At 71.2% G+C, this 12750-nt stretch carries 10 protein-coding genes; 2 read left to right on the top strand and 8 right to left on the bottom strand.

Going from position 1 to position 12750, the window contains the following annotated elements:
* Nucleotides 1–20 precede the first annotated feature (20 nt).
* Nucleotides 21–1364: an anaerobic C4-dicarboxylate transporter family protein gene (locus tag ACIPJ2_RS04860; RefSeq protein ID WP_402727802.1), complete on the top strand. Its 1344-nt coding sequence runs from the start codon at nucleotides 21–23 to the stop codon at nucleotides 1362–1364.
* Nucleotides 1365–1498: 134 nt separating this feature from the next.
* Here the strand turns inward: ACIPJ2_RS04860 and ACIPJ2_RS04855 are convergent, their stop codons facing one another.
* The gene (locus ACIPJ2_RS04855; protein WP_402727801.1) at nucleotides 1499–2587 is read right to left on the bottom strand and encodes an N-formylglutamate amidohydrolase; all 1089 of its coding nucleotides are present in this window, start codon (nucleotides 2585–2587) and stop codon (nucleotides 1499–1501) included.
* 153 nt (nucleotides 2588–2740) lie between these two features.
* Nucleotides 2741–3964, bottom strand: a complete 1224-nt coding sequence (locus ACIPJ2_RS04850) for an MFS transporter (RefSeq protein WP_402727800.1) — start codon at nucleotides 3962–3964, stop codon at nucleotides 2741–2743.
* A gap of 156 nt (nucleotides 3965–4120) precedes the next feature.
* On the opposite strand from ACIPJ2_RS04850, the gene ACIPJ2_RS04845 reads away from it, so the two are divergent.
* Nucleotides 4121–4936 (top strand): hydrolase, encoded by an 816-nt coding sequence (locus tag ACIPJ2_RS04845; RefSeq protein WP_402727799.1) that lies wholly within the window; start codon nucleotides 4121–4123, stop codon nucleotides 4934–4936.
* A 13-nt stretch (nucleotides 4937–4949) separates the two neighbouring features.
* Here the strand turns inward: ACIPJ2_RS04845 and ACIPJ2_RS04840 are convergent, their stop codons facing one another.
* The 6 genes from ACIPJ2_RS04840 to ACIPJ2_RS04815 form a co-directional block, all read right to left on the bottom strand.
* The gene (locus tag ACIPJ2_RS04840; protein WP_402727798.1) at nucleotides 4950–6128 is read right to left on the bottom strand and encodes a Fic family protein; all 1179 of its coding nucleotides are present in this window, start codon (nucleotides 6126–6128) and stop codon (nucleotides 4950–4952) included.
* 92 nt (nucleotides 6129–6220) lie between these two features.
* Nucleotides 6221–7432, bottom strand: coding sequence for an acyl-CoA dehydrogenase family protein (locus ACIPJ2_RS04835; protein WP_402727797.1), 1212 nt, complete (start codon nucleotides 7430–7432; stop codon nucleotides 6221–6223).
* Entirely contained in the window at nucleotides 7429–9138 is a 1710-nt protein-coding gene (locus ACIPJ2_RS04830; RefSeq protein WP_402727796.1) for a dipeptide ABC transporter ATP-binding protein, read from the bottom strand. Before ACIPJ2_RS04830 ends, ACIPJ2_RS04835 begins: the two co-directional genes overlap by 4 nt.
* On the bottom strand, nucleotides 9135–10043 hold the full coding sequence (locus ACIPJ2_RS04825; protein ID WP_402727795.1) for an ABC transporter permease: 909 nt from the start codon (nucleotides 10041–10043) through the stop codon (nucleotides 9135–9137). Before ACIPJ2_RS04825 ends, ACIPJ2_RS04830 begins: the two co-directional genes overlap by 4 nt.
* The gene (locus tag ACIPJ2_RS04820) at nucleotides 10040–10978 is read right to left on the bottom strand and encodes an ABC transporter permease (protein ID WP_402727794.1); all 939 of its coding nucleotides are present in this window, start codon (nucleotides 10976–10978) and stop codon (nucleotides 10040–10042) included. Before ACIPJ2_RS04820 ends, ACIPJ2_RS04825 begins: the two co-directional genes overlap by 4 nt.
* Nucleotides 10978–12660, bottom strand: a complete 1683-nt coding sequence (locus ACIPJ2_RS04815) for an ABC transporter substrate-binding protein (RefSeq protein ID WP_402727793.1) — start codon at nucleotides 12658–12660, stop codon at nucleotides 10978–10980. Before ACIPJ2_RS04815 ends, ACIPJ2_RS04820 begins: the two co-directional genes overlap by 1 nt.
* Nucleotides 12661–12750 lie beyond the last annotated feature (90 nt).

Genomic DNA, 12750 nt, shown 5'->3' with positions numbered 1-12750 from the left:
CTGACACGGAGGGGTCCGGCATGGACGTCGTGCTGTTCATCGTGGAACTGCTGGTCGTGCTCGGGTGCATCGTCATGGGCACCCGGTCGAGCGGCGTCGGGCTGGGGCTCTGGGGCGGCTTCGGTGTCGCGATCCTGGTGTTCGTCTTCCGGTTGCCGCCGGGGTCGCCGCCGATCGACGCGCTGCTCATCGTGATCTCGGTCGTCGTGGCCTCGTCGATCATGCAGGTCGCCGGCGGCATCGACTGGATGGTGTCGGTCGCGGCGAAGATCATCTCGCGCTTCCCGAAGCAGATCACCCTGATCGCCCCGCTCGTCGCGTTCCTGTTCTCCGTCGGCGCGGGGACCTCGAACATCCTCTACCCGCTGCTGCCCGTCATCCAGGACCTGTCCTACCGGAACGGCATCCGACCCTCGCGGCCCCTGTCACTCTCGGTGGTGGCCACCGGCGTCGCCCTCGCCTGCAGCCCGGTCTCGGCAGCCATGGCGGCGATGGTGACACTGACCGAGGTGCCGCCGTACGGGTACGAGCTCGTCGACATCCTCAAGGTGACGATCCCGGCGGCGATCGCGGGCATCGTCGTGTCGTCGTTCGTGGTCGGGCGGCTCGGCAAGGACATCGCGCACGACCCCGACATCCAGGCGCGCATCGCCGCCGGGACCATCCCCGCGCCGGGGTCCGCGGCGGCCGACGCGGCGAAGGCCGAGGTCACCGTGACCTCCGGCGGACGCAACGCGGCGATCGTGTTCCTGCTCGGCGTCGTCGCGATCGTGGTGTTCGGGCTCTTCCGGGGCCTCCGCCCGCTCGACGCCGAGGGGGTGCCGGTGAGCATGACGCCGATCATCGAGATCGTGATGTTCGTCGTCGGCACGCTCATCATCCTGATCAGCCGACCGAAGGCGTCCGAGGTCCCGACGGCGACGGTGTTCCGCGCCGGCATGGTCTCCGCCGTGGCCCTCTTCGGGCTCGCCTGGCTGACCGACACGTTCCTGTCGCACTACACCGAGGAGATCTCGACGTCGATCGGCGGACTCGTGACCGCTGCGCCGTGGATCTTCGCCCTCGGTGTCTTCCTGGTCTGTGTGCTCACCACGAGCCAGTCGACGGCGACCAGGACGATCGTGCCGATCGGGCTCGCTGCGGGCATCCCGCTCGGGCTGCTCAGCGGCATGTGGGCGGGCGCGTTCGCGGGCATCTACCTGTTGCCGACGAACGGGTCGCAGATCGCGGCGGCGAACTTCGACCCGACGGGCAGCACGAAGCTCGGCACGAAGCTCGTCGACCACTCGTTCTTCGTCCCGACGCTCGTGCTCGCGGCGACGACGATCGTGTTCGGCGCGGTGTTCGGCCTGCTCTGGGGCTGACCCCGCGACCGCCGCCCGCGAGCGCGATCGGCGGCGTGATCGCACCCCCGCACGAACATCACGCCCCGTCACGCCCGGGTGCGATGTTCGTACAGGGGTGCGATCGGGAAGGCGGCCGCCCGCGCGAGCACGGGTCAGCCAGCCCGGTACGCGTCCCAGGCGTCTCGGCACGCGTGCGCGATGCGGTCCACGTGCGCGGCATCCGGCGTGACCCACCCGGTCCCCGGCGCACGGAGCACCGCCGTGTTCGCGTCGCCGAGCAGGAACTCCCGCAGGAACTCGGCCTGCACCGCGTCGAACGTCGCCCCGTGCACGGCGGCGTCGTTCGCCAGCTGCGCGAACCGGGCTCCGGCGCGGATGATCTCCTGGCTGCCGAGGTACGGCTGGTTGCACTGCACGGCGCCGTCCGGCACCCCGAACGCCATCCGGTGCGCCGCCGCCAGAGACCGCAGTCGCGCCGGGTCCATCGTCACGGCGTCGTCCCCACGCCGGTCACCGTTCGCGTCGCCGCGGTTCGAGAGCGCCACCACGTCCGGGAGCCGGTCCGCCGGCTCCCGGGGAACGTCGACCGCGCCGTCGATCCTCGTGGTGGTGTTCATCGTGTCGTGGAAGGAGAGCGTGGTGAACGTGCCGCCGCCGGCCATGGTGCGCGTCACGAAACGCTCGATGAGTTCGTCGCGGGTCCGTTCGTACACGCCGAGCCCGCGGTCGGCGACGTCTTCGAACGCCGCGGCCAGGTCCACGAGCGCCGCGTCCGAGGTCGGCGGCTCGATGAGCGGGAAGAACGAGAACGTCACCGGGCGGATCGCGTCGACACCGCCGAGGTCCACGCGGTTCCCGCGGCCGGCCGTGCGGACGCGGTCGAACGCCTCGCGCAGGTCGTCGACGAGGCTCGCCGGACGTGCACGGTTCGGGTCGCGCACCATGCGGGGGTGCGGGTTCTCGACGACGACGACGCGGGGATCGATCTCGGCCCAGCGACGCACGACGGCGCTCGTCGACACGTCGGTGTAGTCGTACTGCAGCCGCCGCGTGAACTCCGGCGCGAGGAACCGGTCGAGCTCCTCCGGGATCGCTGCTCCGGCATGCGGAGCACTGACGAGGACGTCGGCCTCGGCGATCGCCTGGTCGAGGGACCGCTCGCCCTTCCCGGCCCACCAGGTGACGTCGTCGGCCGTGAACGTGGTGCCGGCGGGGATGAGGTCGCGACTCGCTTCGTCCATGGACCGAACGTATCCGCAGGACGCGACCGGGGGACGGACGGGAGGCTCGGTGCGGGCTGGCACCTGGGCCCACACCGGCCGGTTCCGGACCGACGCGCCAGCGGCGGGTCGGCCGTGACCGGTGGGGAGCCTCCCGTCCGTCCCGTGGTCGCGTCAGCCCCGCTGGTTGCGACGCGACAGGACCAGGTTGACGACGGCTGCGAGCACCACGAGGGCGGCGGACAGGGCCGGGAAGAGCATCGCGGCTTCGGTGCCGGATCGTTCCGCGACCTCGCCGACGACCGCCGAGGTGAGCGACTGGCCGACGATCACGGCGGAGCCGAGGATCGTCATGGTCGTCGCCGAGCGCCCGACGGGCGACCGGTCCGAGCCGAGGCTGTACTGCGCGACCAGCGTCGGGCCGATGCCGACACCCATGATCGCGAGGACGATCCCGACCGCGAGCACCGAGTCCGCGGAGGCGAACGCGACGGCCCCGCCGAGGAGCACGAGACCGAAGACGAGCCACCGCCAGCCGATGCCGAACGTCTTCGGGAACGCCGCCGAACCGAGCGCGAGTCCCGCGGAGCCGATCCCCATCAGGCCGTAGAGGAGCCCTGCCTGCGAGGACTCGCCGTGGACCTCCATGAACGCGGTCAGCGAGGTCAGGGTCGAGCCGAAGAAGAAGCCGATGCCGAGGATCCCGGCGATCACGACGACGAGCCGCGGGCGCAGGAGCTCCCGAGCCGGCGCCTGGGCGACCACGGCGTGCTGCCCGGCGGACAGCTTGCCGGTCGGGTGCAGCGCGAAGGCCGTCACGAACACGAACGTCAGCACGGACGCGCCAGCGACGGCCACCCACGGGGCGATCGCACTCGCGAGCAGCCCGACCAGGAACGGGCCGATGATGAACACCGTCTCGTCGGCGGCGGACTCGTACGCCATCGTGCCGCTGAGCACCCGCTCGCGACGGTCCCCCGACATGCGCTGCCGGATGATCGCGACGAGCCGCGTGCGGGACATCGGGGCGACCTGGGGTGCTGTCGCGCCGATGAGGAACGACATCGCCAGCACGGCGAGGTCGGGAGCGGCGCTCTGCACGACGAACGGCAGGACGCCGAGCAGCACGCCGTTCGCCAGGCCGACGGGGACCAGCACCTTCCGTTGGCCGAGCCGGTCGGCCGCTGCGCCCACCATCGGGCCGAAGACCGCCGAGCCGATGCCGACGAAGGCGGAGTTGATCCCACCGAGGGCGACAGAGTCACGGGACGCGACGACGAGGGTCAGGACGCCGACGACCATCATCGCGAAGGGGAGCCGGGCGATGAACGCGATCGGGAAGTAGGACCGTCCGGCGTGGGCGATCAGCGATGCGTCGGAAGAACGCGGTTGGAGCATGTCGAGGTGTGCCTTCTCGGCCCGCGTCTGTCCGGCGGACCCATCGGGTGCCGCCGTTGTCCGTCGAGGTGCGACGGCCGGTAGATACACACTGCGTTCGCTGATGGTACCAAAGGGCTTGATCTCCACCTTGGTTGAGGTCGTTCACTGGATGCCATGACCGTCTGGACCTGCGCCACGTGCGCCATCGAGCACGCCGACACCGACGAACCACCCGTCCGCTGCGAGATCTGCTCGGACGAACGGCAGTTCGTCCCGGCGGGCGGACAGCGGTGGACGACCCGGGACGCCCTCGCCGACGAGGGCCTCCGGATCGTCGTCACCGAGATCGAACCGGGCCTGCACGCGATCACGACCGAGCCCGCGCTCGGCATCAACCAGCGTGGACTCCTCGTGCAGACCGAGGGCGGGAACCTGCTGTTCGAGCCGCCGGGGTTCATCGACGCGGCCGGGGTCGCAGCCGTGCGTGCCCTCGGCGGCGTCGCGGTGATCGCCTCGAGCCACCCGCACCTGACCGGGTCGTCGATCCAGTGGAGCCATGCCTTCGACCGGGTCCCCGTCCTGGTCAACGAGAAGGACGGGCACTGGGTCCGTCGGCCGGACCCGGTGATCGCGCTGTGGCGGGACCGGGTCGAGCTGCTGCCCGGGCTCGTCATGGTCGAGGCCGGCGGGCACTTCGCGGGGAGCAGCGTCGTGCACTGGGCAGCCGGTTCCGACGGACGCGGCGTGCTGCTCACGGGCGACACGATCGCGGTCGGTGGGGACCGGCAATCGGCGAACGTGATGCGGAGCTTCGTGAACAACATCCCGCTGCCCGAGCGCGCGGTTCGTCGAGTGCAGGACGTGGCGCGGGGGTTCGCGTTCGATCGGCTCTACAGCGCCTTCGGCGAGCTCCCCGCCGATGCATCGGGGATCGTCGAGTCGTCGCTCGAGCGGTACGTCGGCTGGCTGCGGGGCGACTTCCCCGAGTGACGCCCGAGTCGGTTCAGCCGCGACGACCGGAGCGCCGGGCGAAGGCATCGAGCGCGCGCAGGACGTCGTCGTTCCGCCACACGGTCGTCCTGAGCTTGTACTCGGACTTCGACACGAGCACTCCCGCGGCGACGAGCGTGTCGAGCAGCCGGTAGACGTTGACCGATCCGCCGAGCTGCGCCGAGAGCGATGCTGCTGTGAGGACGGGCTGGCGTGCCACGACCTCGAGGACCCGCCACACCGCCGAGTCTGCGCGCGCCGTGACGCCCTCCCGCCACCGAGCCTGGGCGGCGTGGACGTCGTCGACGAGCTCGCGCGCGTTGTTGACGGCTCGGAACGACGCCTCCGCCGCGGCGACGACGATCGGCTCGATGTCGCCGGATCGATAGGCGTCGAGAGCCGCGTGGTAGCCGACGGTGTCGGTGAGAAGCCCCGCAGACACCGGGATCGTCACGTTCCGGGTGAGCCCCGTTCCGCGGAACATCGCCTGCATCAGAGCGCGGCCCGTCCGACCGTTGCCGTCCGTGAACGGGTGGATGGTCTCGAACTGGGCGTGCGCGACGGCGATCTGCACGAGCCGCGGCAGGTCGGTGCGGCGAGCGAACGCCATGACGTCGTCGACGAGGACGGGAACCCGCTCGAACCCGGGAGCGACGAAGTCCGCACCGGCAGGGCTGTCTGCACTCCGGCCGATCCAGACCGGTTCCTCACGCCAAGACCCGGCGTCGTGATGCGGATCACCGTCGAGCAGGACGCCGTGCATGGCGAGCACGGATTCGGGCGTGAGCTCGTCAGCGAGGTCGAGCGCGCTCTGCATCGCACGGGTGTTCGCGACGATCTGCGCGGCGTTCTGCCGTGAGTCGTCGCCGAGCTCGGCCGTGAAGACGGCCCGAGCGCTCGCAGTGAGGTTCTCGATCTGCGACGATGCCGCCGCTTCGGACCGCAAGAGCAACGAGGCGAACGGTGCGATCTCCCCACCGAGCTGCGCATCGAACCGCACGAGGGCCTCGACCGCGTCGTCGACGAGCGCGGCAGTCGACGACGACACCACGGGGTCGAGATCTGCGATGAGCGGCGGAACGGCCGCGCGGTACGCGTGCCCGAGGGTGCTCCGCCGACTGGCGGCGACACCGAACCCGGCGTACTTCGATTCGAACCAGAGTTCCTCAGAATCGATCGATGGCCAGTTCATGACGCTCCGATCTGTCACCACGACGCGAAGGTTTTGACACTTATCGCGCTAAGTGTAACTCGTCGGTGTGGCGAGTGACAGATCGTCGTCGGTCAGCGGGTCTCCCCCGTCGCCCAGAAGTAGGTCAGGGGAGCGCTGTTCACCAGGTGGTCGCCGATCACCCGCTGCTGGAACACGACGGGGTTGTGCGACGACAGCGTCCGGGCGTTCCGCCAGTGCCGGTCGAGTGCGCGGTCGCGGTCGGTCGCGCTCGCACCGCCGACCTCGAACAGGGTCGTCGTCGCACGCAGGACGACCTCGACGACGGCCCCCTGCACGGCGATCGTCCGGAGCTCGGCGGCGTCGATGACCGCGTCGAGCCCGGGGCCGTCCTCGCCGTCCACGATCGCGTCGTGCGCGGCGTCGATGGCGGCGGCGGCGTTGAGCACGAGGGCCTCTGCGGCGACGGCGTCCGATGCGATCCGGCCGACGACGGACTGCACGAGCGGGTCGGACGCCGCGGTCCGGCCGACCCCGTGCTGGTAGTGCCGGGTCCGGGACCGCACGAACGCGGCGGCGTCGCGGGCTGCGGCCGCGCCGACACCCGCGAGCGAGGCGAGCAGCACGGTCTGCAGGAACGCCGGCAGCACCGTGCGTCGCTCGGCACGCTCGGGTCGGAGCTGCCAGAGCTCGACGCGGACCCCGTCGAACGTCGTGGTGCCGCTGCCGGTCAGGCGCTGCCCGAAGCCGTTCCAGTCGTCGTGGACCTCGACGTCCGGATCGTCCACCCGCACGGTGACGCCGACGGTGTGGCCGTCCGGCGTCTGCGCGGTGACGGTGGTCCAGTCCGCGAAGATCGTCCCCGTGCTGTAGTGCTTCTCGCCGTGCAGCCGCCAGCCGTCGCCGTCCGGCACGATGTGCGTCGCGAGCTGGCCGACCGCGGCCGAGCTCCGCTCGTGGCTGGCGTTCCCGAAGACCTCTCCGGCTGCGATCCGGGTGAACCACTCGTCGCGGCGCACGACGTCGGGGCCGAGCAGGAGCTCCTCGACGAAGGCGAAGTGCGCGCGGAGCAGCTGCGGGATGTTCGAGTCGGCCTCGGCGAGCCGGATGAGCAGGGTGAACAGGTCGGTCGCCGACGCACCGCTGCCCCCGGCTGACACGGGAACGGTGACGGCGGTGAACCCCGCGGCGGCGAGCCATCGGACCTGCTCGTGGGGCAGGGTGCGGGTCTGCTCGCGCTCCACGGCTCCGGTGGCGATCCGGTCGAACACCGGGGCGAAGCGATCGAGCAGCGAGGTCCGGGTGGGCTGGGTCGTGACGGTCATGGTTCCTCCTGCGGGTTCCGGTGGATGCTGACGCCGGGGACCGCGTCGAGCAGCCCCTGCGTGTACGGGTCGCGCGGGGAGCGGAAGACCTGGTCGGCCGGCCCCTCCTCGACGACACGACCGTCGCGCAGCACGAGCACGCGGTCGCTGACGTGGTGGATCACCCCGAGGTCGTGCGAGATGAAGAGCGCGGCGGTGCCGTACTCCTGGCGGATGTCCGCGAGGAGGTCGAGCACCTGCGCCTGGACGGAGACGTCGAGCGCGCTGACGGCCTCGTCGAGGACGAGCACGTCGGGGTCGGTGGCGAGCGCTCGGGCGATGGCCACGCGCTGGCGCTGCCCGCCGGACAGCGTCGAGGGGTGCCGGCGGGCGATCCCCACGTCGAGCCCGACGCCCGTGAGGAGATCCTCCACGCGACCGGAGTCGGAACGACCGTCGTCGGATGACCTTCGGGCGGCGCGCGCACCCGTCAGGGCGGAGCGGATGAGCTCGCCGACCGTGCGGCGGGGGTCGAACGAGGACAGCGGGTCCTGCGACACCGTGGCGATGCGCGGACGATCGCCGCGACGAGCCCGCTCGGACAGGTCCGACCACGGGCGGCCCTCGAACGTGACCGTCCCCCACGAGGGCGGGGTCAGTGCGAGGGCGATCGCCGCGGTCGTGGACTTCCCGGAGCCGGACTCCCCCACGATGCCGAGCGTCTCGCCCGCGCGGAGCTCGAACGACACGTCGTCGACCACGGTCCGCGTGACCCGGTCGGGCCCCCGGTACCGCTTGGTCACGTGCGACACCGACAGCACGACGGAGCCGGCGACGGGCACCGGACGTGATGCCGGCCGCGGGGCGAGGGTCGCACGGGGAGCGTCCGACAGCCGGGCTCCCGGTGCGTGTGCGGACGGGATCGCCGCGAGCAGACGCTTCGTGTACGGGTGCTGCGGGTCGCCGAGCACGGCGCCGACGGGCCCCTGCTCGACGACGACCCCGTGCTGCATCACGACGACGTCGTCCGCGAGCTGCTCGACGACGCCGAGGTCGTGACTGATGAGCACGAGCCCGGTCCCGCCCGCACGAAGCTCGTCGAGGAGCGCCAGGATCTGCGCCTGCACGGTGGTGTCGAGCGCGGTCGTCGGCTCGTCGGCGATGAGCACGGCCGGGTCGAGGGCGATCGCGGCGGCGATGAGCGCACGCTGCCGGAGCCCGCCGGACAGCTCCGACGGCAGCTGACGAGCACGGAGCGCGGGTGACGGCACACCGACGCGCGAGAGCAGCGAGAGCACCTGCTGCTCCCGGACGGAGCGGGGCCCGACGCCGTGCTCACGCAGGGCATCGGCGACGGACGCCCCGACCTTCTGGAGCGGGTCGAGCGAGACCAGTGCGTCCTGCAGCACGTAGCCGACCTGCTTCCCGCGGACCTTCCGCCATGCGCCGTCGGACAGGTCGCGGAGGTCCTGACCGCCGAGCGACAGGGCCGAGGCCGTGGTCGTCGCGGTGGTCCCGTTCAGCCCGAGCAACGACCGGGCGGTGACGCTCTTGCCGGAGCCGGACTCGCCGACGATCGCCACGCAGCGGCCGGCGTCGAGCGTGAAGGAGACGTCCTGCACGACGGTGCGGTCGCCGAAGGCGACGGACAGGTTCCGGACGTCGACGACCGGGGCTGGGCCCTGGACGACTGACGTGGCGGACGTGAGCGAGTCTGCGGTGGTCACCGGGGGCCTCCAGGCTGGGTCAGGGTCTGCACGGCGCGACCGACGGCAGTCAGCGACAGGGCGAGCAGCACGATCACGACGCCGGGCCAGAAGTCGAGCCACCAGGCCTGTTGCAGGTAGTTGCGGCCGGCGTTGAGCATCGCGCCCCACTCCGGTGCCGGCGGTTGCACGCCCATGCCGAGGAACCCGAGCGCCGACGCCCAGACGATCGCCTGCCCGATGCCGAGCGTGACCAGGACGGTGAGCGGCCGGAACGCGTTCGGCAGCAGCGTCCGGAACAGCACGTGCGCCGACGAGTGGCCGAGCGCCCGCTCCGCCTGCACGTACGGTGCACCGCGGACGGCGAGCACCTGCCCACGGACCATCCGGGCGTACCCGGGGATGGTCGCGATGCCGACGGCGAGGATCTGCGTCCCCGCACTCGACCCGAACACGGCGATCAGGATGAGCGCGAGCAGGATGCCCGGGAACGCGTAGAGCACCTCGATCACGCGGGTCACGACGGCGTCCACGGCACGCCCGCCGAGTCCGCCGAGGACCCCGAGCAGCACGGCCCCCGCGAGCCCGAGCGCGGTCGCGCCGACCCCGATCAGGACCGACTGGCCGGCTCCGTGCACGACGCGCGAGTAGACGTCGCGGCCGGACTGGTCGGTCCCGAACACGTGCTGCGCACTGGGTGCGTCGAAGCTCTTGCCGAGGTCGATGGCGAGCGGGTCCTGCGGCGCGAGCAGGGACGGCCAGAGGGCCGCCACCGCGACGAGCGCGATGAACGCCGCGGCCACCCAGAACGAGACGCGGCGCAACGGGTGGGAGGCTTTGCGCACCTTGCGGACGCCGGCCGCGGCGGATGCCGGGGCCGGGTCCAGGACGTCGGGTTCGCCGGGTGCGATCGTTGCGGTGGTCATGCTGCGGCTCCCGTCGTGCGGCGCAGTCGTGGGTCGATGACGACGTACGCGATGTCGGTGAGGATGTTCGCCACGACGTAGACGAGCGCCACGACGAAGGTGATGCCGATCACGAGCGGCAGGTCCTGCGCGCTCACGGCCGTGACCAGGACCTGACCGATGCCCTGGCGGGCGAAGACGACCTCGGCGATGACGGCGCCGGAGACGAGCGAGCCGAGGCCCCAGCCGGACAGCGTGACGCCGGGGAGCGCGGCGTGCCGGAGCACGTACTTCCCGCGGATGGCGCGCTCGGAGAGGCCCCGACTGCGGGCGGAGAGGACGAACGGCTGCTGCTGCTTGTCCTCGAACTCGTCGCGGGTGACCTGCCCGAGGAACCCGGCGAGCGGGATCGCCAGCGTCAGGGCGGGCAGGACGATGCCGAGCGGACCGGAGCCGATGACCGGGAACCAGTGCAGCTGCACGGCGAAGACCAGGAGCAGCACGAGGCCGAGCCAGAACTGCGGGAGCCCGGCGGCGACGGTCTCGACGACGGAGCCGAGGCGTCCGACGATGCCCGGGCGACCGGCGGTGAGGAGGGTCGACGCGATCGAGAGCAGCCACGCGATGACGAGCGCGGACACCGTCAGCGCCAGGGTCGGGCCGATCTGCCCCGCGATGACGCTCGTGACGGACTGCTTCAGCGTGTAGGACTCCCCGAAGTCGAGCCGGAACAGCCCGCCGAGGAAGTCGCCGTACTGCGCGATGAGGGGTCGGTCGAAGCCGTACTGCGCGGTGACCGCCGCGACCGCTTCCTTCGTGGGGTGTGCAGCGGCGCCGCCGAGGATCGCGACGGCGGGGTCACCAGGCACGGCGTGCTCGAGGAAGAACACGATCGTGCCGACGGCGAGGAGCAGGACCACCGCCTCGACGATGCGTCGTGTGACTCGGATGACCATCACTTGCCTCCGTCGATCAGGTAGGCGTCGGAGAGGACGGGTTCGCCCTCGCTGGGCTCGATCCACACGCCGCCGACGCGGTCGGAGATGCCGAGTCGGGTCTGGATCGGGTAGAGCGGCAGCGTCCAGGCCTGCGACGACAGCCGCTCCTGGGCCTTGTCGTAGAAGACCTCCTGCTGCGCCGGATCGGTGGTCGCCGTGCCCGCGATGAGCAGGCGGTCGAGCTCGTCGTCGTACTCGAACGCCGAGTTCTGGCCGTTGTCGACGTCGTAGGTCGCCTTCGAGTACTTGATGTACATCACGTGCGGGGTCGGGCTGTTCCAGTAGTTCCCGAGCAGGTCGTACGCCTTCGGGTTGCCCCACACCGCGTTCATCGAGGACGAGTCGAGCGCCCGCAGCACGACCTTGATCCCGACGCGCTTCTCCATCGCCTGGATGTCCTGCAGGATCGTGACGTCGGCCGGCGGGGTCTCCGCGGAGTCGGCGTTGTACGGCAGGTTCACGGTCAGCGTCTCGCCGTCCCTGGTCCGGTAGCCATCCGCGTCGCGTCCGGTCCAGCCGGCCTCGTCGAGGAGCCGCTTCGCCTCGGCCGGGTCGTACGGGAAGGGCTCGTGGTACGCCGCGTCGTAGTGCGGCGTCCCCGAGGAGACGTTGTTGCCCTCGTACGGGAACACCCCGTTGTAGGCGCTCTCCACCGCTTCCTTCGCGTCAGAGGCGTGCACGAACGCCTTCCGCACCCGGATGTCGCTGAAGACCGCGCTCTTCGTGTTGATGTCGAGGCTGAAGGGCGCTCCCGAGTGCACGAACGACTGCAGTTCGATCGAGGGATCCGACTTCGCCAGGCCCTCGCTCTCCGGCGGGACGTTGAAGATGACGTCCGCTTCGCCCGAGCTGAGCGCGCCGTACCGCGTGGTGTTGTCCTTGAGGAACTTCCACGTGATGCCGTCGAGGTACGCGGGGCCCTGGTGCTTCGCATCAGCCGGGGCGCTGTTGTACGCATCGTTCCGGACGAGCTCGACGTCCCGCTCGTGGTTCCACGCCGCGACCTTGAACGGCCCCGTCCCGACCGGCGACTCGCAGTTCGCGGCGAGCCCCCGTGCCATGGCCTTCGGCGACTCCATGCCGAAGAACGCCTGTGACAGTGCGGCGAGGAGCGGCGAGTACGGGCGCTTCAGGGTGATCCGCACGACGTGGTCGCTGACGGCAGTGGCCTTGTCGAAGTACCCCGTCAGGTAGAGCAGGTCGGTCGAGGACTGCGTCGCCGGGTCGAGGATCTGCGTGAAGTTGTCCACGACGGCCTGAGCGTCGAACGGGGTGCCGTCGGTGAACTCCACGCCCTGCTTCAGCGTGAAGTCGTACTCCGTGCCGTCGTCCGAGATCGTCCAGCTCGACGCGAGCCACGGCTTGACCGAGCCGTCCTTCTGCAGCGACACGAGCGAGTCGAGGTACTGCCGGGCGATGTACGTCTGCGGCATGTCCCCGGAGTTGTGGGGATCGAGGCACGTCGGCTCACGGTCCGTCGCGTACACGAGGTTCCCGCCGCGCACCGGCCCGGTGTCGCGGGTCGCCGAGGCAGCACCGGCGGAGCAGCCGGCGAGGAGCACCACGGTCGCGGCGGCTGCGGCGAGCGCCGCGGTCACGCGGCGGTGGAACACGCGCCGTGCAGTGTCGGATCGGGTCATGTCGAGGACCGTAGGCAGCCGGGCGGGGTCGGGTCGAGCCTCCCGTCTTCCGTCGCAACGGACCGTCACACGGCGTCGCGGACCGCGGGA

It is taken from the genome of Curtobacterium sp. NPDC090217 (assembly GCF_044746705.1).
Classification (GTDB): Bacteria; Actinomycetota; Actinomycetes; order Actinomycetales; family Microbacteriaceae; genus Curtobacterium.
This window is presented reverse-complemented; position numbering and strand designations above follow the sequence as displayed.